Below are 24,343 nucleotides of genomic sequence, written 5' to 3'. Positions count from 1 at the left end.
CACCCTGCGTATTTATTATTAATGGACTAACAATGAAATTATCAAAGATTGCCCTTGCGATGGCGACCCTGACCGTTGCCTCATCCGCTTTAGCGCACGGATATATTGAGTCTCCTGCCAGCCGCGCTTATATGTGCAAGCTCGGTCAAAACATTGACTGTGGCTCCGTTCAGTATGAACCGCAGAGCGTGGAGAAAACCTCCGGCTTCCCGGGCGGTGCGATGCCGCCAGACGGCCAGCTTGCCAGCGCGGGGATTGCGAATTACTCCCAGCTGGATAAACAGAGCCTGAACGCGTGGACGAAAAGCCCCATGACCGCCGGCCCGCATGAGTTTGTCTGGTATCACACCGCGCCGCACAAAACCACCAACTGGCGTTACTACATCACCAAACAAAACTGGGATCCGAATAAACCCCTGACCCGCGATCAGTTTGAATTAACCCCGTTCTGTACCGTGAATGGAAATGGCCAGGCCCCCGCGATGCGCAAAGCCATGACCTGTAATGTACCTGCGCGAACGGGTTACCAGGTGATTTATGGCGTCTGGGAAATAGCGGATACCTCGAACAGTTTCTACCAGGCCATTGACGTTGATTTTGGTAACGGCGGCAATGTTACCCCGGATGACGGTGCCAGCATCGAATCAGAGTGGAGCAAGGTCCTCAGCGGCCAGATTGCGGGAAATAACCTGAACGTCGGCGATAAGGTCATTGCCCGCTTCTTCGATGCGCACGGTGAAGTGACGTCCCTGCGCACGGAAATGACGATCGCCACGGCCGCGCAGGGGGATGCCAACCAGTGGTCGTACGATCTGGCGCAGAAAATTAACACCGCGCACCAGGACATTCGCGTCGGCGTGAAGGATGAGGGCGGCGAGATTAGCCCGGTCCATGGCGCGAACAGCGTCTTCGTCAAAGAGGGCAGCGCCCTGCAGTCCGTTGCGATTTCGTACGAAGAGCAGAAGGCAGAGGTCAATGAAACCATCGCCGTCAGCAATTTGCACTACAGCAAAATCGAGAACGGCAATGCGACCGTCACCTTCCATGTGAATACTCACGGTAACGTCAATTTCGAAGCCCACGTCATGAACCATCACGGGGCGGAAAAAGGGTATCTGAAGCAGGAGATGAATAACGCGAATCAGGACGTCACCCTGACGCTGACCGGCGTTGAGGCGGGTCACCACATGCTGAAGTACTACGCCACCAATAAAGACGGCACGCTGTTTGCGCAGGATGTGCTGAACCTGATGCTGGAAGAGGAAGCCGCGGCGGACAACAGCACCAGTCAGCATGACTACATCTTCCCGGATAACATCGCGTCGTACAAAGCAGGCACCGTGGTGCTGCAGCCCAAAGACGGTAAGACCTACCAGTGTAAGCCTTTCCCGTACAGCGGCTACTGCGTGCAGTGGAGCAAGTATGCGACCCAGTTTGAGCCGGGCACCGGTTCACACTGGAAAGAGGCGTGGGTGCTTAAGCACTGAGTCGTCTGATCCCTCACCCCGGCCCTCTCCCAAAGGGAGAGGGTGTATTAATTCCCTCTCCCAAAGGGAGAGGGTGTATTAATTCCCTCTCCCCCTGGGAGAGGGTTAGGGTGAGGGGGTTTTGTCTACTGATTACGCGTCGCGCGCAGCAGCGTCTCCAGCGGGTACACCGCCGCAATCACCACTTCGTCCTGAACCTTCGCCGCGTTATCCAGCTCGCTCTGAATTGAGGCGATCTCTTTATCGTCCAGCGTGCCCTGACGCGCTACCAGATCGGTGAGCCTCAGGCCAATCGAGGCCAGCTTATCCACCTCCTGAATCACCGGCTTGATCGCCTTCAGCTGATAGCTGTTTTCACTCAGTGCCAGCGCGTCGCTGATATTGCTCTGCCAGCGGTTAAACACATGGCGCAGCGCGTCGGCACTTTCGGTATCCTCGGCGTCGCTCACCAGACGGTCGGCCCATTTGTTCATCTGGCGCACAGTGGCGCTTTCAGCGTTCAGCGCATCCGCGAAGCGGTTGAGCGGCTCAAACTGATGGTAGTTTCCGGCCTGGAATTTGAGATGCTGACGAGTGTAATACTGCGCAGGCTCCACAGCCTGGGCGAGGATTTGCAGCGGCAGCGTATCGGCATTCCCGGCAAGGCGCGTGAATTGCACCTGCTGCTGGGTGTGCTGCTGCAGCCCGACCGAGACCGTCGACCAGCTGTCCATCGCCTGCAGGCGGGTGTACATGTTGTCGACATCGGTAACATCCTGCGCGGACCATAACCGCTCCGCCACCGCAAAGGTACGCGGCCACAGACGGATATCCAGCACCGGCGCCACCACGTTTTCCGCCCACAGCGCGGCTTCTCCGCCAAGCAGATTAACCTGATGCGCGATATCCGGCACCACTGGCGGAGTGCCTTTAGGGACCTCATCCAGACGCGTGCCGCTGATCGGGTAGCGGACATTCCCCACCAGGAAATAACCCGTGAGCTTATCGTTATCAACCGACACCACCGGGCGCGTTTCGCCCATCCAGGTATCAACGGTAAACGTCACCTGATTGTCATCGCGCCACGCAATGTTGTCCACCGCGCGGCGGGACTTGCCGGCAAAATCAATAAATCCGCGCCAGCCGGACTCCCCTTTCACCAGCGTAAAGCTGCCTTCGACCGGCTTGCCTTTCAGACGCGGCATGGAGAAGGCCCAGCTCTGGGCGCTGTCGGTGTCGGCAATCACGTCCACGCCGTTTAAAGCCTGCGGAACGATCTCATTGCGGTAGTGGTAAGCGGTGGACTGCGGCTGATCGAGATAGAAGCCCGTCGAGAGGATCCCTTTGTAGCCGTTCTGCGCCACCTGTCCCAGCGCATCCTGCCCCTGCCAGGACTGGATCAGAATGCTTTTGGGCAGATCGGGATGGTAGATCTCATCCCAGCCCACCATCTGCCGGTGGTGTTTTTCAAGGATCGTTTCCAGCTTGCGGTTGAAATACGCCTGCAGCGCGTGGCTGTCCGCCAGCTTGTGGTCGCGCATAAACTGCTGAATGGCTGGATTCGCTTTCCACTGGCTGTCGTCCACCTCATCGCCACCGATGTGCAGATAAGGATCGGGGAAGATCGCCGCCAGTTCGCTGACCATCGCGTCAGCAAAGGCGTAAGTAGCCTCTTTGGTCGGATCCAGCACCGGCTTTAAGACTCCCCAGTGGCGCTCCATTTCGTACGGCCCCGGCGCGCTCATCAGCGCCGGGTAGGCCACGGCAATGGCCGAGGCGTGGCCTGGCATATCGATCTCCGGTACGACGCGGACACCGCGCTCGGCAGCATAGCGGACAATCTCGCGCATCTGCTCTGGCGTGTAGAACAGCCCGTCGCTGGCAAGCTGGGTCAGCTTAGGATAGCGCTTTGAGCTGAAACGCCAGCCCTGATCGTCGGTTAAATGCCAGTGCAGCACGTTGAGTTTTGCCGCGGCCATACCGTCGATCTGGCGTTTGATATCCGCCAGCGGGATAAAGTGGCGCGCCGAGTCCAGCAGCAGCCCGCGCCACGGGAAGCGCGGGGAATCTTCAATGGTCACCCACGGTACAGAGGTGTTTTCCGCGCCGTTTTGTACCAGCTGGAGCAGCGTTTCCATGGCACGCAGCGCGCCGAAGCGGGTGTTGGCGGAGATATCCACCCCGTTGGCATCCACCGTCAGCCTGTAGCTTTCGTCGCTGTCCGGCAGCGGCTGCGGCTTCACTTTTTTGGCGATGGCAATGCGGATGGTCGGTTTTTCGGGTTTGTCGGCCTGCGCCTGCAGCGTCCAGCCGGTTTGCAGGGCAATGCGCTGGCGCAGGCGGTTAACGGCGTCACCGAGATCGTCTCCGCTGACGCTTACGGAGAGTTGATTATTAAGCACCAGCGCGCCCTGAGTGGTCGGGCGTTCAACCTTCGCAGGCCAGGGCATCAGGGGAAGATCGCCTGCCGGGGCGGCAAACGCTGACGCGCCGAGCAGCAGCCCGGCGGTTAAGAGGCTGTACCGTAACATGAATGTTCCTTATCTGACGGGCCAAATACAGGCAAAACATTCTGGTAACATGCGCTCAATTTGTCGTCAAGCGAATGCGCCGACGGAGATCACAGGTTGTTGAATTTGGGAGAAAAGCTATTGCCCGGTGGCGCTGCGCTTACCGGGCCTACGTTTCGGGTAGTAGGCCGGGTAAGGCGAAGCCGCCACCCGGCTAACATAACCTACTGCCACCCATACCGACGCGCGTAAAACCCTTTCACCATCTGCGTCAGCACCATATAGCCCGCGAGGATCGCCACCAGCCACGGGAAGTAGCTCAGCGGCAGCGCCTGCAGCTGCAGGTAGCTGGCCAACGGTGAGAACGGCAGCGCGATGCCGAGCGCCATCACAATCCCCGTCATCACAATCAGCGGCCAGGCGGCACGGCTCTGGATGAACGGAATACGACGTGTGCGGATCATATGCACAATCAGCGTTTGCGACAGCAGCCCCACCACGAACCAGCCGGACTGGAACAGGGTCTGATGTTCCGGTGTATTGGCGTGGAACACAAACCACATCAGGCAGAAGGTCAGGATGTCAAAGATGGAGCTGATCGGGCCAAAGAAGAGCATAAAACGCCCCAGATCCGCCGGGTTCCAGCGCTGCGGCTTCTGGATCTGCTCGTCGTCGACGTTATCAAACGGGATCGCCACCTGAGAGACATCGTACATCAGGTTCTGGATCAGCAGATGCAGCGGCAGCATCGGCAGGAACGGCAGAAACGCGCTCGCCACCAGCACGCTGAAGACGTTACCGAAGTTGGAGCTGGCGGTCATTTTGATGTATTTCAGCATGTTGGCAAAAGTCCTACGCCCTTCGATCACGCCCTCTTCCAGCACCATCAGGCTCTTTTCCAGCAGGATGATGTCTGCCGCTTCGCGGGCGATGTCCACCGCCCCGTCCACGGAGATGCCAATATCCGCCGCACGCAGCGCGGGCGCGTCGTTGATACCATCGCCCATAAAGCCCACCACGTGCCCTTCGCGACGCAGCAGGGTGACGATGCGCTCTTTGTGCATCGGCGTCAGGCGGGCAAACAGCGTGGTGTGCCGGGCAAGCTGAGCCAGCTCGTCGTCACTGAGGTGTTCGATATCGCTGCCTACCACCACGTCACCCGCGTCCAGCCCCACTTCGTGGCATACTTTGGCGGCCACCAGCTCGCTGTCGCCGGTAAGGATTTTCACGGTGATCCCGCTGGCCTTCAGCGCTTTCAGCGCCGGAGCGGTGGTCTCTTTCGGCGGATCGAGGAATGCGATATAACCCTCGAGGATCAGATCGGATTCGTCGATACGCTGATAGTCTCCCTCGCGCGCAGGCAGGAATTTGCTCGCCACCGCTACCACCCGCAGCCCCTGACGGTTCAGGTTATCCGTGACGCGTTTGATGCGGCGCAGCATGGTGTCGTCCAGCGGCACGATGTCGCCGTTGTAATGCACCTGGGTGGAAACATTGAGGATCTCCTGCAACGCGCCTTTGCAGATCAGCTGGTGCACATCCGGCTGCTCGCTGACCACCACCGACATCCGGCGGCGCTCAAAATCGAACGGGATCTCATCCACCTTCTGCCAGCGGCCAGAGAGTGAGCGGGCAGACTCTTCATCCACCCCTTCCAGCACCGCAACATCGAGCAGATTTTTCAGCCCGGTCTGGTAGTGGCTGTTCAGCCAGGCGCTGTGCAGCACGCGTTCGCTGGTTTTACCGGCGATGTCGGTGTGGTTCTCCAGCACGATTTTATCCTGCGTCAGCGTGCCGGTTTTGTCGGTGCAGAGAATGTCCATCGCGCCAAAGTTCTGAATAGCGTCGAGGTGTTTAACGATCACCTTCTGTTTTGACAACTTCACCGCCCCGCGCGCCAGGGTGGAGGTGACAATCATCGGCAGCATTTCCGGCGTTAAGCCAACCGCCACGGAGAGCGCAAACAGCGCGGCTTCCCACCAGTCGCCTTTGGTGTAGCCGTTGATCAGCAGCACAATCGGCGTCATCACCATCATAAAGCGGATCAGCAGCATGCTGACACGGCCAATCCCTTTCTGGAACGCATTCGGCTCGCTCTCCTGCTCTGTCACACGTCCGGCAAGCTGACCAAACCAGGTATTGCCGCCGGTGGCGGTGACAATCGCCTGCGCCGTGCCGCTAACCACCGTGGTGCCCATAAAGCACAGGGTGTCGCACTCAAGCGGGTTCATCTGCTGCGGATCGCGAGTTCGCGCCACCTTTTCCACCGGCAGGGACTCTCCGGTGAGCGAGGCCTGGGCCACGAACAGATCGCGTGCCTGGATGATGCGTAAATCCGCCGGGATCATATCCCCGGCGGCGAGCTTCACCAGATCTCCCGGCACCAGCTGGTCGATGGGCAGTTCGACCCAGGCGTTTTCACCCAGATCGTTAATGACTCGCGACACGGTCGCGGTGTTGCTGACCATCGCCTTCAAGGCATCCGCCGCTTTGGTGGAGCGTGCTTCCTGGATAAAGTTCAGCAGCGTGGAGATCCCCACCATCAGGGCGATAACGCCTGCGGCAAACAGATCTTCAGTGGCATAAGAGATAATGCCCAGCACCGTCAGTAGCAGGTTGAAGGGGTTGCGGTAGCAGATCCACAGATGCACCCACCACGGCGCTGGCTTTTGCGCCGGGATAAGATTATCGCCATGCACGGCCCGGATTTTTTGCACTTCAGCCGCATTCAGCCCTTCCGGGTGTCCGTTAAAGGCGCGCCAGACTTCGTTCTCATCCATCGCCGCCACGTTAAGGCAACGCTCGGTCAGGCTGGCGGGAATAGTGGCGCCGGAGAAATTTTTGCCGTTTGGCAGCGGATCGCGCTGAACCAGACGGTGTGGCAGGTGGCGGCTCAGCAGCGCCTGCAGCTGCCGGTTGATATTTTTAAACATAGTCATTCCCCCGCATCCGCCAGGGCGGACGCAGTCATTCCTGCAGGCGTGGCAAAGCCGTACCTGACAGGCACTTAAATTTTCAAGCAGGAACGTTCAGAACGTTGCTGCCTCACATCACCGGTGAGACAGCACAAGGCTGGCTTACCGGAAAGAAGGGGTTCTCCTGGTCAGGAGAGGTGTGGGATCGGGATCCATGTCGCCTCCGGTAAGTAAAAATAAGGGGTACGCCGCGCAGTATAAGGATTTAACCGTACCCTAAGCGGCGCGTCGGGCGGTATTATACCCACCCTCAAATAAACCGAACGTAAACCAGACTTTGCCCATAGCGAATTAGCGCTATAGCATTAGGCTCATTTGACACCGTTATCGTTGTTACAGGGAATACAGCATGCAAAACCGCCTTACGATTAAAGACATTGCGCGTTTAAGCGGCGTGGGGAAATCCACCGTGTCGCGCGTGCTGAATAACGAGAGCGGTGTCAGCGAACGCACGCGCGAGCGCGTCGAGGCGGTGATGAATCAGCACGGGTTTTCCCCTTCCCGTTCCGCACGCGCCATGCGCGGACAGAGCGATAAAGTGGTCGCCATTATTGTCTCGCGTCTGGATTCCCTCTCTGAAAACCTCGCCGTACAAACCATGCTGCCCGCCTTCTATGAGCAGGGTTACGATCCAATCATGATGGAGAGCCAGTTCTCACCACAGCTGGTGGAAGAGCATCTGGGGATGCTGGCGCGACGCAACATCGACGGGGTGGTCCTGTTTGGCTTTACCGGCATTAAAGAGGAGATGCTCAAACCCTGGCAACCCTCGCTGGTCTTGCTGGCACGCGATGCCCACGGATTTGCGTCCGTCTGCTATGACGATGAAGGGGCGATTATTACCCTGATGCAGCGCCTGTACGAAAAAGGCCATCGTCATATCAGCTATCTTGGCGTACCGCACTCGGACGTCACCACCGGCAAACGCCGTCACGAAGCCTATCTGGCGTTTTGCAAAAAGCACAACCTCTCTGCCGTGGCCTCCCTGCCCGGGCTTGGCATGAAGCAGGGCTATGAGCAGGTCGCCAGCGTGCTGACCCCGCAGACCACCGCGCTGGTGTGCGCGACCGACACCCTGGCGCTGGGTGCGAGCAAATATTTACAGGAACAGCGCATCGACGAGCTGCAGGTTGCCAGCGTAGGCAGTACCCCGCTGATGAAGTTCCTGCACCCGGAGATCATCACCGTCGATCCGGGCTACGCCGAGTCCGGCCGTCAGGCGGCCGTACAGCTGATTGAGCAGATCAACGGGCGCGCAGAACCCCGCCAAATCGTCATTCCCGTCCATCTTTCATAACCACCATAAATCGGTTTATTGTGATCTTCGCCCGATTTCGGGAACGTTCCCATTTTCGCCGTCCCGCTGAAGGAGTAGGCTTGCGCTCAGGTCATTACACCCCTCCCATCTGTCATGAGGTTTCATGATGAGTAAAGTCAAACAAGTAGATATCGATCAGCTGATCGTCCTGGTGGGCGGTCGCGAAAACATCGCGACGGTCAGCCATTGTATTACCCGCCTGCGCTTCGTGCTGAACGATCCGGCCAAAGCCAATCCGAAAGCGATAGAAGAGCTTTCGATGGTGAAAGGCTGCTTCACCAACGCCGGGCAGTTCCAGGTGGTTATTGGTACCGAAGTGGGCGATTACTATCAGGCTCTGCTCGCCACTACCGGGCACAACGCGGCAGATAAAGAGCAGGCCAAAAAGGCCGCGCGCCAGAATATGAAATGGCACGAGCAGCTTATCTCCCACTTCGCAGAGATCTTCTTCCCGCTGCTGCCAGCGCTGATCAGCGGGGGCTTAATTTTAGGCTTCCGTAACGTCATCGGTGATGTGCCGATGAGCGACGGCAAAACCCTGGCGCAGATGTACCCGGCGCTGAAAACCATTTACGACTTCCTGTGGCTGATTGGCGAAGCGATCTTCTTCTATCTGCCGGTGGGGATTTGCTGGTCCGCCGTGCGTAAAATGGGCGGTACCCCGATTCTGGGTATCGTGCTCGGCGTAACGCTGGTCTCTCCGCAGTTAATGAACGCTTACTTACTTGGTCAGCAGGCGCCGGAAGTGTGGAACTTTGGCCTGTTCACCATCGCCAAAGTGGGTTATCAGGCGCAGGTTATCCCGGCATTGCTGGCGGGTCTGGCGCTGGGCTTTATTGAAACGCGCCTGAAACGCATCGTGCCAGATTACCTCTATCTGGTGGTGGTGCCGGTCTGCTCGCTGATCCTGGCGGTGTTCCTGGCGCACGCCTTTATCGGTCCGTTTGGCCGCATGATCGGCGACGGTGTGGCCTTTGCCGTCCGTCACCTGATGACCGGCAGCTTCGCGCCGATTGGTGCCGCGCTGTTCGGCTTCCTGTACGCCCCGCTGGTGATCACCGGCGTACACCAGACCACGCTGGCGATTGATATGCAGATGATCCAGAGCCTTGGCGGCACGCCGGTCTGGCCGATTATCGCGCTGTCTAACATCGCTCAGGCATCTGCCGTAACGGGCATTATTCTGGTCAGCCGTAAGCATAACGAGCGTGAAATTTCCGTTCCGGCCGCCATCTCCGCGTATCTCGGGGTCACCGAACCGGCGATGTACGGTATCAACCTGAAATACCGCTTCCCGATGCTCTGCGCCATGATCGGCTCGGGTCTGGCGGGTCTGGTGTGTGGTCTCAACGGCGTGATGGCAAACGGCATCGGCGTTGGTGGCCTGCCGGGTATTCTCTCCATTCAGCCCGCCTTCTGGCAGGTGTTTGCCCTGGCGATGGCCATCGCGATCATCGTCCCTATGGCGCTCACCACCGTGGTTTACCAGCGTAAGTTCCGTCAGGGCGCGCTGCAGATTGTTTAACTTCATCTTTCGGGGCGCAGTTGCGCCCCTTCGCATTTGCAGGAACGCACTATGAATACCCTTCCTCACTGGTGGCAGAACGGAGTCATCTATCAGATTTACCCAAAAAGTTTTCAGGACACGACCGGCAGCGGCACCGGCGATTTGCGCGGCGTGACGCAGCGGCTGGACTACCTGAAAACCCTCGGTATTGACGCCATCTGGCTGACGCCGTTTTACATCTCCCCGCAGGTGGATAACGGCTACGACGTGGCGAATTACACCGCCATCGACCCGGCGTACGGCACGCTGGATGACTTTGACGAGCTGGTCGCCCAGGCGCATGAACGCGGCATTCGCATCGTGCTGGATATGGTGTTTAACCACACGTCAACCCAGCACGCCTGGTTCCGTGAATCACTGAATAAAGCCAGCCCGTACCGCCAGTTTTATATCTGGCGCGACGGCACGCCGGAGCAGCTTCCCAACAACTGGCGCTCCAAATTCGGCGGCAGCGCCTGGCGCTGGCACGCCGAGAGCGAGCAGTATTATCTGCACCTCTTCGCCCCGGAGCAGGCGGATCTCAACTGGGAGAATCCGGCCGTGCGCGCTGAACTGAAAAAGGTGTGCGAGTTCTGGGCCGATCGCGGCGTGGACGGCCTGCGTCTGGATGTGATTAACCTGATTTCGAAAGACCAGGCTTTCCCGAATGACGATATTGGCGACGGTCGCCGCTTCTACACCGATGGGCCGCGCATTCATGAATATCTCCAGGAGATGAGCCGCGACGTCTTTACGCCGCGTAATCTGATGACGGTGGGCGAGATGTCCTCCACCTCTCTGGAGAACTGCCAGCAGTATGCGTCTCTCGACGGGCGCGAGCTGTCGATGACCTTTAACTTCCATCATCTGAAGGTAGATTACCCCGGCGGCGAAAAATGGACGCTGGCAAAACCGGATTTCGTGGCGCTGAAAACCCTCTTCAACCACTGGCAGCAGGGGATGCATAACAAAGCGTGGAACGCGCTGTTCTGGTGTAACCACGATCAGCCGCGCATTGTGTCGCGCTTTGGCGATGAAGGCGAATACCGCGTACCGGCGGCGAAGATGCTGGGCATGGTGCTGCACGGGATGCAGGGCACGCCGTATATCTATCAGGGTGAAGAGCTTGGCATGACCAACCCGCACTTCAGCCGTATCACCGATTACCGCGACGTGGAAAGCCTGAACATGTTCGCCGAACTGCGAGCTAACGGCCGCGATCCGAACGAACTCCTGGCGATTCTGGCGAGTAAGTCGCGCGATAACGGGCGCACGCCGATGCAGTGGGATGCCTCGCACAATGCGGGCTTTACCGAAGGTGAGCCGTGGATTGGCGTCTGCGACAACTACGAGACGGTCAACGCCCGCGCGACGCTGGACGATCCTGATTCGGTGTTTTATACCTACCAGTCGCTGATTCGCCTGCGCAAAACCCTGCCGGTGCTGACGTGGGGCGATTATCAGGATCTGCTGCCGGAACATCCGTCCCTGTGGTGTTATCGCCGCCAGTGGCAGGGACAAACCCTGGTGGTAGTGGCTAACCTCAGCCATCAGTCTCATGAATGGGAATCAGGCGTTCTCCGCGGTGAGTGGCAGGCCGTCATGAGTAATTACCCGGCCCCACACACCGCCACGCTACGTCCGTTTGAAGCCGTCTGGTGGCTACAGGCGTAATCTCCCGCCGGGCGTAACAGCAGCGCCCGGCTTACTTTACTGTTTTTGTTGAATAATTAATCAGATTTTTCCTTTGCGGATTTACATTCGCTCCAGCGCCCGCCGTTTGTACTCTCGTCTTTTTACTTTGTTCTGAATCAAAAAAATCGCAAACATGTTTGATGCAAATCACTATATGTAGCACTTAAAATGCTGGCCGACCCAACATCTTGTATTTATCGTCTACTATTCCAACAACAACACGGCGACTCCGCTCTCCGGGATTGTGGATAACAAGGGTCGGGAACGCGGGAAGTCATTGGGCTGGCTGATAATCCACCCGGTGCATACTTCCCCACCTCTGTGGATAACCTGTTTTTAAAATGGAGTGATCATGACACCGCATGTGATGAAACGTGATGGCTGTAAAGTGCCGTTTAAATCAGAGCGCATTCAGGAAGCCATTCTGCGTGCAGCTAAAGCAGCGGGAGTCGATGACGCAGATTACTGCGCCACCGTCGCAGACGTCGTTAGCCGCCAGATGAACGAACGCAGCCAGGTGGATATCAGCGAGATCCAGACTGCGGTTGAGAACCAGCTGATGTCTGGTCCTTACAAGCAGTTAGCGCGCGCATACATTGAGTACCGCCACGACCGCGACGTCCAGCGTGAGAAGCGCGGTCGTCTGAATCAGGAAATCCGGGGTCTGGTCGAGCAGACCAACTCCGCCCTGCTCAATGAAAACGCCAATAAAGACAGCAAGGTGATCCCAACCCAGCGCGACCTGCTGGCCGGTATCGTGGCTAAACACTACGCCCGTCAGCATCTGCTGCCGCGTGACGTGGTATCGGCGCACGAGCGCGGTGAGATCCACTACCACGATCTCGACTACTCGCCGTTCTTCCCGATGTTTAACTGCATGCTGATCGACCTCAAAGGCATGCTGACCCACGGTTTTAAAATGGGTAACGCCGAGATTGAGCCGCCGAAGTCCATCTCCACAGCGACGGCCGTCACGGCGCAGATTATCGCCCAGGTCGCGAGCCACATTTACGGCGGCACCACCATTAACCGCATTGATGAAGTGCTGGCCCCGTTTGTCACCGCCAGCTTTAAGAAGCACCGTAAAACGGCGGAAGAGTGGCAGATCCCCGATGCCGACGGCTACGCCCATTCCCGCACCGAGAAAGAGTGCTATGACGCGTTCCAGTCGCTGGAGTACGAGGTGAACACGCTGCATACCGCGAATGGTCAGACGCCGTTTGTCACGTTCGGCTTTGGTCTGGGAACCAGCTGGGAATCGCGCCTGATTCAGCAGTCCATTCTGCGTAACCGTATCTCCGGTCTTGGCAAAAACCGCAAAACGGCGGTGTTCCCGAAACTGGTATTCGCCATCCGCGACGGTCTGAACCATAAGTTTGGTGACCCGAACTACGACATTAAACAGCTGGCGCTGGAGTGCGCGAGCAAGCGCATGTATCCGGACATTCTGAACTACGACCAGGTGGTGAAAGTCACCGGTTCGTTTAAAACCCCGATGGGCTGTCGCAGCTTCCTCGGCGTGTATGAGGACGAAAATGGTGAGCAGGTGCATGACGGCCGCAACAACCTGGGCGTGATCAGCCTGAACCTGCCGCGCATCGCGCTGGAAGCCAAAGGTAATGAAGACGCCTTCTGGGCGCTGCTGGATGAGCGTTTACAGCTGGCGCGTAAAGCGCTGATGACCCGCATCGCCCGTCTGGAAGGGGTGAAAGCCCGTGTCGCGCCAATCCTCTATATGGAAGGGGCCTGCGGCGTACGTCTGAAAGCGGACGACGATGTGTCTGAGATCTTCAAAAACGGTCGTGCGTCGATCTCGCTGGGCTATATCGGCATTCACGAAACCATCAACGCCCTGTTTGGCAACACGCATATGTATGACAGCGACGCGCTGCGCGAGAAAGGCATCGCCATTGTTCAGCACCTGCGCGATGCCGTTGACCAGTGGAAAGAAGAGACCGGCTACGGCTTTAGCCTGTACAGTACGCCGAGCGAAAACCTGTGTGACCGTTTCTGCCGTCTGGACACCGCTGAGTTCGGTATTGTGGAAGGGGTGACTGATAAAGGTTACTACACCAACAGCTTCCACCTGGACGTGGAGAAAAAGGTTAACCCGTACGACAAAATTGACTTTGAAGCGGCCTATCCCCCTATCGCCAGCGGCGGCTTTATCTGCTACGGCGAATACCCGAACATCCAGCACAACCTTAAAGCGCTGGAAGACGTGTGGGATTACAGCTATCAGCACGTGCCGTATTACGGCACCAACACGCCTATCGACGAGTGCTACGAGTGCGGCTTTACCGGCGAGTTTGAGTGTACCAGTAAAGGCTTTACCTGCCCGAAATGCGGTAACCACGATGCGGCCCGCGTATCGGTAACCCGCCGCGTGTGCGGCTATCTTGGCAGCCCGGATGCGCGTCCGTTCAACGCCGGTAAGCAGGAAGAGGTGAAACGCCGCGTGAAGCATTTAGGGAATGGGCAGATCGGGTAAGTTCCGTGTTCTCCCCCTCACCCTAGCCCTCTCCCTCAAGGGAGAGGGAACTCTTCCCCCTCTCCCCGTGGGAGAGGGCCGGGGTGAGGGCATCAGCGCGCATACATTCTCTGGACATTTCTATGCGATATCACCAGTACTACCCCGTCGACATCGTTAACGGCCCCGGCACCCGCTGCACTCTTTTTGTCTCAGGCTGCGTGCACGAATGCCCTGGCTGCTACAACAAAAGCACCTGGCGGCTCAATTCCGGCATGCCGTTTACCGCCGAGATGGAAGACCGGATCATTAACGACCTCAACGACACCCGCATCAAACGCCAGGGGATTTCGCTCTCCGGCGGCGATCCGCTGCATCCGCAAAACGTGCCGGAGATCCTGAAGCTGGTGAAACGCATTCGCCGCGAGTGCGCAGGAAAAGATATCTGGGTCTGGACGGGCTATAAGCTGGACGAGCTGAACGCGCAGCAAAGGGAAGTGGTGGATCTGATTAACGTGCTGGTCGACGGCAAATTTGTACAGGATTTAAAAGACCCGGCGCTTATCTGGCGCGGCAGCAGTAACCAGGTTGTGCATCATCTACGATGATCGATGGCGGATATCCTCTATCCGCCCTCTTTTCAAAACCGGCTCAAACTCTCCATCGCCACCGCCTTAAACTCGGCAAAATCTCCGCAGTTACACAGCCGTGACATCGCACGTTCGCGCAGGAAGGTAACGAAAATATCGTAGATCGCCATCGCCTCTTCGTATTCGCTTTTGCTGATGGCGAGCAGGAAGATAACGTGGGCAGTTTCGTCGCCCCACTGGACGCCGTGCGGGGCGAGCACGGTATAGACCACCGTTTTCTGTGCCAGCAGGCCAAGGGAGTGCGGCAGCGCGATGCCGTCGCCGAGCATGGTGCTGACGATGGCTTCACGCTCAACGACCGAGTCGAGGAACTCAGCCCCCACAAAGCCCTCCTCTTCAAGCTGGACGCAGAGTTCGCGGAACAGCGTTTGCTGGTCCACAGGGGCGTTGAGAATACGGAAATGCGCAGCGTCGAAGTATTTATCCAGCATCCACGGACGGGTTCTGTCAACCAGCACCAGCTTGCCAATCTGCTCCAGCTGGTAGTCCGTCGGGAACGGGGCGATCATCACCACCGGCTTAGACTTTTCACTGACGCGGGCAGTCGAGATCACAAAGTCTTCGCTAATGGATTCCGTCTGCTCGTACTCGCGAAGCGTAAGCGTGCGTGAGACCTCAATCTGCGGGTATTTGCGCTGCAGCACCGCCTCAATCATGCGTACCATGGCATTACCGGCATCGCACACCAGCAGCACGCGCGGCTGGCGCTGGTAGCCAATGTTGTAGTGGCGCTCCAGCCCGACGCCAATATGCAGCACCAGGAAGCCAATCTCGTTTTCGCTGATCACATACGGCGTGTATTTGCCCCAGCTTGAGACTGCCGCCAGCGTCATATCCCACGCCATCGGATAGTGCTGCTTGATGTTATCCAGCAGCGGATTCGGGATCATGATTTGATACCGCACGCGGGTGATCATGGTTTTGATATGGGTAAGCAGATCCGCATGCAGCTGCTCGTCGCTGAGCAGGTTGTAGTTATAGTGGGTGTTGATATAGCGCAGGATGTAGTTGACCAGCGCTTCGTCGTCATCTGCATTGATGGCGCTCGGCGCGATATCCTGGATCTGCCGCGCGGCGATATGCACGCACAGCCAGCTCTCTTCCGAAGGGGAAAGCGCTTTGCCCGCCAGCTGCTGAATGGTCACCGCGATATCTTTCGCTGCGTCACGCACGTTCTCTTCCACATCTTCGGCGTGGAATTCCGGCAGTGGATACCCCTCGCTGATGCGGCGCACCGACACCGCGCAGTAGAGTCGCAGGAACAGCTCGCCTTCGTCGGTCAGGCGGATGTGATGCCGCGTCAGCGCCTCGTGCAGTACGGGCACCATCTGCTCTGCTACTCCGGCATTGAGCGCCACGTCGGTCACCAGCGGGTTCAGGCTGTCCTGCTGGGCCAGCTCCCAGAGCAGATCGGTCAGACAGGCGCGGGTCGCCATCTCACTGCCAAACAGCTTCATGCCGTGACGTGGACGCGTTTCCAGCGTCAGGTTGTAGCGGTGGAACCACTCACGCACCTCCACCATATCGCTCTGCAGCGTGGCGCGGCTGACGAACCACTCATCGGCCAGGTCTTCCAGCTTGAGTGAAAACGCCGAGGTGAGAAAACGCACCACCAGATAATGCACGCGCTCCGGCCCGGTACGGGGAATGCGCAGCGCGCGCGGATGGGAAGCCTGTAGCTGCTGATAACGTACCGCATCGTCAATTTTGAGCTGGTAGCCATTGCCGCGGCTGAGAATAAACTGCGCGCCGTGGCTTGCCAGCAGCGCGTTCAGGGCGGAAATATCCGCCCGGACGGTTCGCGTGGAGACCGACAGCCGCTGCGCCAGCTCGTCCTGCGGCAGCGTCTCGTTTTGCAACAGATCAAAAAGTTGCGCTAAACGTTGGTTCGGAAATCGCACGTCGTTGTCCTCTTACTGCTCAGGGTGAAATGACCATCTGGGATGGGCTGCCGACCGGGGTGTAGTCTGACTCAAAGCTTAGCTTGCCGTCCTGACCGACGCGGAAACGGGTAATGTTGTCGCTGCGCTGGTTCATGACGTACAGCCAGCGCCCCTGTTTATCGAGCGTCAGGGTGCGCGGGTAGTCGCCACGCGTCCAGACATCGTCCTGATGCGTCAGCGTGCCCTCCGCTGTTACGGTAAAGTGCCCGATGCTGTTATGCAAACGGTTAGCCACGTACAGCTGTTTACCATCTGCACTCAGCGCCAGTCCGGCCGCAAAACTGGTGCCTTTGTAACCTTCTGGCAGCGCGGAGAGCGTTTTGCCCTCTTTCAGCCTGCCGTTGCTGTCCAGCGTATAATGGGTGAGCGTAGATGCCTCTTCGTTAATCAGCCACAGCGCATCCCCCTTCGGCGTAAAGACAAAGTGCCGCGGCCCGGCTCCTTTTGAGGAGGCGCTGATAAACGGTGGATCGTTCGGCGTCAGCTTGCCGGTTCGATCGTCAAAGCGGTACTGATAGATGCGATCCAGCCCCAGATCGGTGGAAAACACATATTTCCCGCTCGGATCGGCGGCGATCATGTGCGCATGAGGACCATTATGATCGCTGATGGCAAAACTGCCTTCTGCTGCCGCCTCCGGTTTCGCAGCGCCTGGCTCACCCTGATCCTGATGCCGATCCGTGGCGTCACCCAGGCTGCCATCGGCTTTGATCGGCAGCACTGCGATCGATCCGCTTACGTAGTTCGCCACCAGCAGATGCTGACCGTTCGGCGTGAGCGAAAGATACACCGGCCCCGCACCGCCGGAGGAGACCTGATTCAGCTCGCTCAGCTCGCCGTTATCATCTATCCGCAGCGCCTGCACCACGCCCTGCTCCACTTCGCTTGCCAGATACAGCGTTTTGCCATCGTGCGAGACGGCCAGCTGCGCGGCGTTCGGCAGCTGACTCACCAGCGTTTTATCGCCGAGCGCACCGGTGCTCGGGTCGACGGTAAAGCGGTACAGCCCTTCCCCGTTGGGGTTATAGGTGCCGACCCAGGCGTACTGCGGCTGGGCGATAGCGGCGTTAGCCAGTAAAGAGAGTGAAGCGACAAGCAGGGTACGGGTGTGCATGGTGGCTCCTTCAGGTTTGTGCGGTGTGTTCCCCCCTAACCCTCTCCCCAAAGGGGAGAGGGGACGATTACACCCTCTCCCCTTTGGGGAGAGGGCTGGGGTGAGGGGTAAGGTTTTGTTTTACTTCACCAGCTTCTTCGTCATCGCAAGCAGCGTACGCACATCTTCCGGACGCGTATCGCCGCTGGCTTTATCGATAATCGAACTATAAATATGCGGAATGATTTTGCTCACGCCCGCGTCCAGGGCGATCTGCAGAATCGCCTCGTAGTTTTCCAGATCGATACCCCCGGTCGGCTCCAGCCAGAAGTCGTGACGGGCGCAGGCTTCCGCCACGGCCTGGTATTCGTCACGGCACTTCAGGCCCCCCATCGGGAAGTACTTAATCGAACTGCCGCCAAAGTCTTTCAGCAGGGCGATCGCCGTTTCAACCGGCACAATGCCGTCCGGTGCCGCGCTGCTCAGCGGGCCGGTGGAGATTTTTACCATCCCGACGGTGCCGGTCGGGGAGACCAGACCGTTGACCACCGAATCATTCTGCCCCAGCAGCGCACGGCTGGTGGCTACACCGGTGAAAACCTGGTTAACGTGCTGCGGCTGCACCTGACGGGAGATTTCGCTCACCATCGCCGACTGGTTCGGGTCACCCGCCCCCAGGCCTACCGAGAGCGCGTTATCAATCAGCGCCGCGTACTCGCGCATATCGGCAACCGCACTGGCCACGTCCGGGTAATTTTTGGAGAGCACGCCCACCAGCACGTGACCTTCTGCCGCCTCGTAAATGGCGCTGGCGTTCGCTTTTGAGCCTGCCAGCACGTTCAGGCAGACGCGGTCACGGTAAAAATTGGGGGTCAGTTTCATGCCTTTTTCTCCTGTCCTAACACTTCGCTTATGCGGCGGTACACAATGTTCAGCTGGTCAGCGTTCACGCTGCGCACGTCCGCTTCGATAATCCCTTCGTTGGCCTTGTAGCCGCGGAAATAAATGGCGTATTCGCCCTGCTTCAGGGCATTCACCAGCTCGCCGGTGCCGATGCCGGTTACGGCTTCGTCAAACTTAATCTCGGTACGCGCGATATCGCGACCGGCGCTGTCCCAGACCACGCGCGCGGTAACGCCATTCAGGGTGTTGAGCGCGTCGATAAACGGCGTCATTTTTGCCACCATCTCCGCCCCACTCTCTTTGGTTGCCGTCAGGTAGTGTTCGATGGCGCAGGTCAGGCCGAGGATGCCCTCTTTACCCACCTTCATGGCGCGGCCAATGCCCGCCGTCTGGCGCTTCACCCACTCAACGTACTGGGTCTTGCCGATCACCAGGCCGCTGGTGGGCCCTTCGATCGCTTTCGCGCCGCTGTAGATCACCAGGTCGGCGCCTGAGCGGTAATAGGTATGCAGATCTTCTTCCGCTGCAGCATCGACGATCAGGGGCAGATCGTGTTTGCGCGCCACGACCGCCGCCTGCTCAACGCTGAGCATGCTTTTCTGCACGCAGTGGTGCGATTTGATGTAAAGGATCGCCGCGGTGCGCGGGGTGATGGCCGCCGCCAGCTGCTCGGCTGAGCATTCGTTAGCGTAGCCCGCTTCCACCAGCTTGCCGCCGCCCAGCGCCACCATGGTGCCCACCGGCGCGCCAAAGTTAACGTTGTGCCCTTTCGGCAGCACGATTTCGTTGTTCTCAACTGGAGTGACGTGCAGGTTTTCCAGCAGCCAGTCGCTGTCTTTCACCAGCACTGCCGCCACGGACTGGGCGATGCCCGCGGATGCGCAGGAGACCACCGTCGCGCCCTCCACATCCAGCAGCTTCGCGATGTATTCCCCGGTTTTATTGACCAGATCTTTCATCTCGAAATAGTGATTCATGCCGTCCATCGCCGCCTGCACCACTTCCGGGCGTGGCGTGGAGACACCCAGCGCCGTCATGCGGCCGGAGGTGTTGATGACCTGCTTTAAGTTGTACTTCTCATAAATCGAAGGCATGTTCCGTGCTCCCTTGTTCGGTCATGTAGCCCTTGCCCGCGCGGATCGCGGCAAGCGGCACCAGAATGTGTTCAGCCTGCAGGCTGTCGTTTTCAGCATCCGTCAGCACCGTCGGCTGGCGCTTAAGGGTGAACAGCGTCAGGTCGGCGTCGAGGCCGGGTTCGATACGCCCTTTGCGCGTCAGGCGCAGGCCGTCGGCGGCGTTGGCGGTGACGCAGTCAATCACCTGCGGCAATGACATGCCGATGGCGAGGAATTTCGACATCACGCTCGAAAGCGAGCCCACCGGGCCGTTGATGCGGTTGCGGCAGTAGATATCCGAGCTGATGGTGTGCGGCAGAATGCCCATCGCGATAGCGCGTTTCGCCACTTCAAAGCTGAAGCTCGCCGTACCGTGGCCTACGTCCAGCCGCACACCGCGTTTCAGGGCGGAGGTGATGGAGGCGCGCAGCTCGCCAGAGGGCGTCAGAATGCGGTTTGGTTTGCCGTTGTAGCAGTGGGTAATGATGTCGCCCGAGCTCAGCAGCTCGGCAATTTCGTCGAGGTTAGGCGGGTTATTGCCGATGTGCACCATCAGCGGCAGGTCGCCGTTCTCTTTCTGAATGGCTTTCGCACGCTCCAGCGGCGTAATACCGTTTTCACCCACCACGCTGCTGCTCATGCGCGCTTTCAGCCCGACGATAAAGTCAGGGTGGCGTTTCACCGCCTGCTTCACGGCATCGGCATCAATATTCGCCATATTGGCCAGCTCGTTCTGGGCAATCAGCCCCACGCGGGAGATATTCAGCAGGGCAAAGACCTCGGTTGAGGCTTTGCGGGTGATTTCGTAGAAATCGTCCACGTCGTCGGCACCGGTACTGCCCGCATCCACCACGGTGGTGACGCCGGTAGCGATACCCACGCTGTCCGGTTCGTCGTGGTAAATAGGGGAGTTCGGGTAGCAGTGGACGTGGGAGTCGATCCAGCCTGCGCTGACGAACACGTCACCGTTCAGCTCCACCGTTTTGCGGGCGGGAGCGTCTATGTCGCCTGTTGCGGCAATTTTCCCGTCCAGAATGGCGATATCGGTCAGGGTATCGTCGCTAAGGCGCGCACGGCGCAGGAGTAAATCAAACATGGGGTTCTCCTGATAAGGCGGGCGCCAGCGCGCCCGCAGGTATTAAAGGGCGACCGGGAACAACCAGCCTAAAATCATGGCGCCAAGGATGGCACCGCCGGTGATCGGCTTCTGCCAGATGTAGAACAGCAGCGCGCCCAGCAGGGAACCGACGCCAATCGGAATAGAAGCGGTCATGGCGCTGAGGATAATCAACGGCCCCAGAAAACGACCGGAGGCATTGCCCGCGCCCATCATCACGTCCGCCCCGTAGGTGGAGTTGCTCTGGTTGATGGTGAACTTACGCGCCAGGATGATGACGTAGCCGATCGCCAGACCAATCACCAGGCCGGTAATCAGCGAGGCAATGAAGTTGGTCACCGGGAACATGATCCCCGCGCCCAGCAGCAGTGCTGGCACACCCAGACCCACGCCGGTCTGGATAGCCCCGCCGATGTCGAGGATCCCTACCAGCGATCCTTCGATAATACGGGCGAACAGGAAGCTTGCGCCGAACGCCGCCACTGCGCCGTATACGCCGGTATCAATTCCCGCCTTCAGCATCGCCACGAAGGCCACTTCGTTAAACGCGCCGATGCCGTAAAGGTAGTACATGTGCGTCCCGGCAAACACGCCGGAGGAGAGCAGGCCAACGAAGATCGGGAACGACCAGTCGGCATACCAAAAACCTTTATTCTGTTCCATGTAGAGGCTCCTGTTATTTACCGCTGAGCGAGTTGTGGATCATGTCGAGCCAGTTCGGCACGGTCAGATGGAAGGATTCAATCATCTTCATGTCGAAGCCGCGGAAGAAGCCGCTCAGCACGAAGAGCAGAACGATGGCCGCCATCATCACTTTGGTGACGTGGTTCCAGCCGCTCTCTTCCACGCCTTTACCGATCAGGATCCCCAGTACCAGGCCCGGTACGGCGTTACCCATAATCAGCTGCGCTGCGCCGCCGAAGATGGTCGCCCAGAAGCCGGATTTTTTACCCGCGTCGATGGCCGCCAGCCAGAAGATCACCGGCATCACGGTGTTCACCAGCAGGTTTGCCGCCGGTACCAGCACCTTCACGGCGGTGACCTGCAGTGCGGCCGGAACAGACGAGGCAGTCAGGTTAAGGAAGGTGACAACAATCATGCCGATGATGCCGCAGGCAATCGCCATCTTGCGGGGATCGTGCAGCGTTTCGCCGACGTTACGGTTTTTGATCATCAAGGCTGCAGCACCCCAGTTTGGGATGATGCGGTGGTCTACGTCCTGTGTGAAGGCACCTGCGGCCACGGAAGAGGCCCAGGCGTTAAAGAAGAAGCCTAACCCAAAGGAGAAGTGAGAAGCCGGATCCCCTTCGCAGGAGTTCAGTTCCCCCAACGTACGAAACGCGCCCATACCCTGAGTGGTAGGCGCATGAAACATGCGTGCAGCCCCGGCTCCAACACCGACGCCTACCAGGCCGCCAATGATGAGCGATTTTATTAATATAATTAAGAACATCAGTCTGCCCTTTTATGAATAATCAGCGTTGCGTGACGAAATCCACCTGGTCGAGATTGATGGCGGTCACGTTGACGGTCACATCCAGCTCCACGCTGTAGGTGCGTCTTTCCCGGCGCAAAAAGAAGAACAGAAACGCTTCTTTACGCACCGCTTCTTGCGCCTGAACGACCTGCACATCCTGTGGCTCAATACGCAGTAAGATATGCGGTGAGGCTTTCATCACCGCGGCCTGAACGTGGTTGAGTGCGTCGGCAAAGGCGCGCGCTTTGGCGTCGCCCTTCCCCTTCACTCTCACCGTGGTTGTGAACTGTTCTTTCATGCTTATGCGCCGTGCTTCTTCTGCCACGCCTGCACCAGACGCTTGCCCAGCTCTTCTTTATCCATAAAGCCAAAGCCCAGCACGTTGCAGCCTTCGTTGATGGCGGTCACCCCCTCATCTACGGAGCGCATGCCGTATTTCGCTTTGTAGCCATATTTGGTTTGCGCCGTGATGGCACCCGCGCCGCCGCTGCCGCAGAAGGAGATGCCGAAGGTGGCGTTTTCCGCTTTCATGACGTCGCCGAGTTTCATATCTGCCGCCATACCCGGCACGACAACCGCACGTCCACCCGCTTTTTCCACACCGGCAGCCACTTTCTGGCCTTTACCCAGGCGATCGCCAATCACGACTGTAATCTGTTCCATGTGTTGCTCCTTAAAGGTTGTCTTTCGCGACTTCAAAGTGAACGGAGAGCAGCCAGGCTTCTTCATCAGGAAGGTTGCCAAACTGCGCTACCACTTCACGGGCGAGCCGCATTGAATCCGGTGAAATTTCGTCGAACAGCTCTGCCTCCACTTCCGGCAGCGGCTCGCCGGTCACGGACCGGTGCGCCATCGCGCGGACATGGGAGGTGAGCATCTGTTCCTGTACTGCATTGGGGATGATGTTGTGCCGGGCCAGCAGGGCATAAACCTGCTGCAGCATGGTGTTCGCGAGCTTTTCTGTTTGCTCCGCCTGATCCCCAACGTCGTTCATTACCGCTCCGTTACTCACTGGTCTTACCCCGTTAATGGCTCTGGAATAAAACTAACGTTGGCGATGGCGGGTTTGTAGCGAGTTGTTTTCCACTTCGAAGTGGAAAGGCGAGCCGCAGCAGTGATCTGTGCCACATAAATAGGCTGAATCTGGATAAATCGCTGTATTTACGTGATGAATATCACGTTATCTGACGGCAAATACAGGGAGAGCGAAGCGGAAAAGATTACGAGCCGACTCGTAGAAATGTGACGTGGATAAGGTTTTCTTATGGGGATTCGCTAGAGTGGCGGCGGGTGCTTGAGACTGACCGTCTCAGGCATGGGACGGAAAGTGGAAAGCCCCGCCTGATAAAAAATCAGGGCGGGGGCTCGAAACGACACGTCGGACCGTGGAGTTCGCTACCTCGCCCGCTTTAAAGCAAGGAGGCATCCATGAAACGCCAATCCCCAATTATCCGGGTTTTGATGATTATTGCTTTGACAATAATCATCTTAACGCTGGTGACGAGGAAAACACTGTGCGAGATCCGTTTTCGAAACGGTTCGCTTGAAGTGACAGCGCGGATGGAGTGTCGCTCCGGCCAGTAGGGAGCAAAGATGCGGGGGCGCTAACTGCGCCCCCGCATACGGGAAAGGACGTACAGCTCAGGCACCCAATTAACGATACTTTTTGTGATACGTGTTACGCGTCGCGACAAACTGGTCGGCTGCCGCCTGGGCTTCCTTCACTTTGCCTTCGTTAGCGAGCTTCAGCGCGCCGTCAATCTGACCGACCAGCACGTCAAAGCCGTGGCGATAGTCCTTCATCTCTGCGCTGTCTGCCGCTTTGCTTTCCAGCTTTGGCGGCGTCGCTTTTTGCGCGTCCAGCGCCGCTTCACGCATTTTGGTCAATGCGCTTTTCATTTCTGCCGCATTGTCCGTTTTCTGAACGACCTTCAGGTTTTGACTGAGGATGTCCATGTTGTCTTCGAGATCGGCAGCAAACGCAGAAGAGCCAAGAACCAGCGTTGAAGCCGCGACGATCGCTAACAGGTGTTTACGCATTGCTCACTTCCTTTTTTATTATTAA

The 24,343-nt window shown here is 58.1% G+C and carries 20 protein-coding genes; 7 read left to right on the top strand and 13 right to left on the bottom strand.

Annotated elements, in window-relative coordinates:
• The first annotated feature begins 32 nt into the window (after window positions 1-32).
• Window positions 33-1,487 (top strand): N-acetylglucosamine-binding protein GbpA, encoded by a 1,455-nt coding sequence (gene gbpA, locus ACOTZF_RS02435; RefSeq protein WP_129253146.1) that lies wholly within the window; start codon window positions 33-35, stop codon window positions 1,485-1,487.
• A 125-nt stretch (window positions 1,488-1,612) separates the two neighbouring features.
• Here the strand turns inward: gbpA and ACOTZF_RS02430 are convergent, their stop codons facing one another.
• Entirely contained in the window at window positions 1,613-3,997 is a 2,385-nt protein-coding gene (locus ACOTZF_RS02430) for a beta-N-acetylhexosaminidase (protein WP_058651166.1), read from the bottom strand.
• 203 nt (window positions 3,998-4,200) lie between these two features.
• The gene (mgtA, locus tag ACOTZF_RS02425) at window positions 4,201-6,909 is read right to left on the bottom strand and encodes a magnesium-translocating P-type ATPase (RefSeq protein ID WP_129318137.1); all 2,709 of its coding nucleotides are present in this window, start codon (window positions 6,907-6,909) and stop codon (window positions 4,201-4,203) included.
• A gap of 391 nt (window positions 6,910-7,300) precedes the next feature.
• Here mgtA and treR point away from each other — a divergent pair, with 391 nt between their 5' ends.
• The 5 genes from treR (at window position 7,301) to nrdG (ending at window position 14,588) form a co-directional block, all read left to right on the top strand.
• On the top strand, window positions 7,301-8,248 hold the full coding sequence (gene treR / locus ACOTZF_RS02420) for a trehalose operon repressor TreR (protein WP_129252862.1): 948 nt from the start codon (window positions 7,301-7,303) through the stop codon (window positions 8,246-8,248).
• Between the two features lie 127 nt (window positions 8,249-8,375).
• Window positions 8,376-9,794: a PTS trehalose transporter subunit IIBC gene (treB, locus tag ACOTZF_RS02415; protein ID WP_206738711.1), complete on the top strand. Its 1,419-nt coding sequence runs from the start codon at window positions 8,376-8,378 to the stop codon at window positions 9,792-9,794.
• A gap of 51 nt (window positions 9,795-9,845) precedes the next feature.
• The gene (gene treC, locus ACOTZF_RS02410; RefSeq protein ID WP_129252860.1) at window positions 9,846-11,489 is read left to right on the top strand and encodes an alpha,alpha-phosphotrehalase; all 1,644 of its coding nucleotides are present in this window, start codon (window positions 9,846-9,848) and stop codon (window positions 11,487-11,489) included.
• Between the two features lie 373 nt (window positions 11,490-11,862).
• On the top strand, window positions 11,863-14,001 hold the full coding sequence (gene nrdD / locus ACOTZF_RS02405; RefSeq protein ID WP_129252858.1) for an anaerobic ribonucleoside-triphosphate reductase: 2,139 nt from the start codon (window positions 11,863-11,865) through the stop codon (window positions 13,999-14,001).
• Window positions 14,002-14,123: 122 nt separating this feature from the next.
• Complete coding sequence (gene nrdG / locus ACOTZF_RS02400; RefSeq protein ID WP_029883488.1) at window positions 14,124-14,588, top strand: anaerobic ribonucleoside-triphosphate reductase-activating protein; 465 nt, start codon at window positions 14,124-14,126, stop codon at window positions 14,586-14,588.
• Window positions 14,589-14,620: 32 nt separating this feature from the next.
• Here nrdG and ACOTZF_RS02395 read toward each other — a convergent pair whose 3' ends face one another.
• From ACOTZF_RS02395 to ACOTZF_RS02350, 10 genes are all read right to left on the bottom strand, one after another.
• On the bottom strand, window positions 14,621-16,531 hold the full coding sequence (locus tag ACOTZF_RS02395) for a BglG family transcription antiterminator (RefSeq protein WP_129318139.1): 1,911 nt from the start codon (window positions 16,529-16,531) through the stop codon (window positions 14,621-14,623).
• A 19-nt stretch (window positions 16,532-16,550) separates the two neighbouring features.
• The gene (locus tag ACOTZF_RS02390) at window positions 16,551-17,687 is read right to left on the bottom strand and encodes a lactonase family protein (protein ID WP_040020455.1); all 1,137 of its coding nucleotides are present in this window, start codon (window positions 17,685-17,687) and stop codon (window positions 16,551-16,553) included.
• A 120-nt stretch (window positions 17,688-17,807) separates the two neighbouring features.
• Entirely contained in the window at window positions 17,808-18,548 is a 741-nt protein-coding gene (gene dagF, locus ACOTZF_RS02385; protein ID WP_094916329.1) for a 2-dehydro-3-deoxy-phosphogluconate aldolase, read from the bottom strand.
• A complete protein-coding gene (locus ACOTZF_RS02380) occupies window positions 18,545-19,663 on the bottom strand; it encodes a DgaE family pyridoxal phosphate-dependent ammonia lyase (RefSeq protein ID WP_061771435.1) in 1,119 nt (372 codons plus the stop codon). The genes dagF and ACOTZF_RS02380 overlap by 4 nt, the downstream gene beginning before the upstream one ends.
• Window positions 19,647-20,780 (bottom strand): amidohydrolase/deacetylase family metallohydrolase, encoded by a 1,134-nt coding sequence (locus tag ACOTZF_RS02375; protein WP_038418558.1) that lies wholly within the window; start codon window positions 20,778-20,780, stop codon window positions 19,647-19,649. The genes ACOTZF_RS02380 and ACOTZF_RS02375 overlap by 17 nt, the downstream gene beginning before the upstream one ends.
• 42 nt (window positions 20,781-20,822) lie before the next feature.
• Entirely contained in the window at window positions 20,823-21,464 is a 642-nt protein-coding gene (locus ACOTZF_RS02370) for a DUF4310 family protein (RefSeq protein ID WP_013095350.1), read from the bottom strand.
• 13 nt (window positions 21,465-21,477) lie between these two features.
• Window positions 21,478-22,254, bottom strand: coding sequence for a DUF4311 domain-containing protein (locus ACOTZF_RS02365; RefSeq protein ID WP_006810337.1), 777 nt, complete (start codon window positions 22,252-22,254; stop codon window positions 21,478-21,480).
• 22 nt (window positions 22,255-22,276) lie between these two features.
• Window positions 22,277-22,576, bottom strand: a complete 300-nt coding sequence (locus ACOTZF_RS02360; protein ID WP_006810338.1) for a DUF4312 family protein — start codon at window positions 22,574-22,576, stop codon at window positions 22,277-22,279.
• 2 nt (window positions 22,577-22,578) lie between these two features.
• A complete protein-coding gene (locus ACOTZF_RS02355; RefSeq protein WP_129318141.1) occupies window positions 22,579-22,941 on the bottom strand; it encodes a glycine-rich SFCGS family protein in 363 nt (120 codons plus the stop codon).
• 10 nt (window positions 22,942-22,951) lie between these two features.
• Window positions 22,952-23,290 (bottom strand): glycine dehydrogenase, encoded by a 339-nt coding sequence (locus tag ACOTZF_RS02350; protein ID WP_028027887.1) that lies wholly within the window; start codon window positions 23,288-23,290, stop codon window positions 22,952-22,954.
• A 416-nt stretch (window positions 23,291-23,706) separates the two neighbouring features.
• Between ACOTZF_RS02350 and ACOTZF_RS02345 the strand changes: the two genes are divergently transcribed.
• Complete coding sequence (locus tag ACOTZF_RS02345; RefSeq protein WP_020688727.1) at window positions 23,707-23,862, top strand: Hok/Gef family protein; 156 nt, start codon at window positions 23,707-23,709, stop codon at window positions 23,860-23,862.
• Window positions 23,863-23,931: 69 nt separating this feature from the next.
• Here ACOTZF_RS02345 and cybC read toward each other — a convergent pair whose 3' ends face one another.
• Window positions 23,932-24,318, bottom strand: coding sequence for a cytochrome b562 (cybC, locus tag ACOTZF_RS02340; RefSeq protein ID WP_013095348.1), 387 nt, complete (start codon window positions 24,316-24,318; stop codon window positions 23,932-23,934).
• Window positions 24,319-24,343: the final 25 nt, after the last annotated feature.

It is taken from the genome of Enterobacter cloacae complex sp. SHL021, assembly GCF_049237765.1.
Lineage (GTDB): Bacteria > Pseudomonadota > Gammaproteobacteria > Enterobacterales > Enterobacteriaceae > Enterobacter > Enterobacter cloacae.
Note: the sequence above shows the minus strand (reverse complement) of the source record. Positions and strands in the feature narration are given on the sequence as shown.

Bases quoted from the DNA above. Each gene is read 5' to 3' on its own strand.
- gbpA (WP_129253146.1), top strand. From the start codon at position 33: ATGAAATTATCAAAGATTGCCCTTGCGATGGCGACCCTGACCGTTGCC.
- ACOTZF_RS02430 (WP_058651166.1), bottom strand. From the start codon at position 3,997: ATGTTACGGTACAGCCTCTTAACCGCCGGGCTGCTGCTCGGCGCGTCA.
- mgtA (WP_129318137.1), bottom strand. From the start codon at position 6,909: ATGTTTAAAAATATCAACCGGCAGCTGCAGGCGCTGCTGAGCCGCCAC.
- treR (WP_129252862.1), top strand. From the start codon at position 7,301: ATGCAAAACCGCCTTACGATTAAAGACATTGCGCGTTTAAGCGGCGTG.
- treB (WP_206738711.1), top strand. From the start codon at position 8,376: ATGAGTAAAGTCAAACAAGTAGATATCGATCAGCTGATCGTCCTGGTG.
- treC (WP_129252860.1), top strand. From the start codon at position 9,846: ATGAATACCCTTCCTCACTGGTGGCAGAACGGAGTCATCTATCAGATT.
- nrdD (WP_129252858.1), top strand. From the start codon at position 11,863: ATGACACCGCATGTGATGAAACGTGATGGCTGTAAAGTGCCGTTTAAA.
- nrdG (WP_029883488.1), top strand. From the start codon at position 14,124: ATGCGATATCACCAGTACTACCCCGTCGACATCGTTAACGGCCCCGGC.
- ACOTZF_RS02390 (WP_040020455.1), bottom strand. From the start codon at position 17,687: ATGCACACCCGTACCCTGCTTGTCGCTTCACTCTCTTTACTGGCTAAC.
- dagF (WP_094916329.1), bottom strand. From the start codon at position 18,548: ATGAAACTGACCCCCAATTTTTACCGTGACCGCGTCTGCCTGAACGTG.
- ACOTZF_RS02380 (WP_061771435.1), bottom strand. From the start codon at position 19,663: ATGCCTTCGATTTATGAGAAGTACAACTTAAAGCAGGTCATCAACACC.
- ACOTZF_RS02375 (WP_038418558.1), bottom strand. From the start codon at position 20,780: ATGTTTGATTTACTCCTGCGCCGTGCGCGCCTTAGCGACGATACCCTG.
- ACOTZF_RS02370 (WP_013095350.1), bottom strand. From the start codon at position 21,464: ATGGAACAGAATAAAGGTTTTTGGTATGCCGACTGGTCGTTCCCGATC.
- ACOTZF_RS02365 (WP_006810337.1), bottom strand. From the start codon at position 22,254: ATGTTCTTAATTATATTAATAAAATCGCTCATCATTGGCGGCCTGGTA.
- ACOTZF_RS02360 (WP_006810338.1), bottom strand. From the start codon at position 22,576: ATGAAAGAACAGTTCACAACCACGGTGAGAGTGAAGGGGAAGGGCGAC.
- ACOTZF_RS02355 (WP_129318141.1), bottom strand. From the start codon at position 22,941: ATGGAACAGATTACAGTCGTGATTGGCGATCGCCTGGGTAAAGGCCAG.
- ACOTZF_RS02345 (WP_020688727.1), top strand. From the start codon at position 23,707: ATGAAACGCCAATCCCCAATTATCCGGGTTTTGATGATTATTGCTTTG.
- cybC (WP_013095348.1), bottom strand. From the start codon at position 24,318: ATGCGTAAACACCTGTTAGCGATCGTCGCGGCTTCAACGCTGGTTCTT.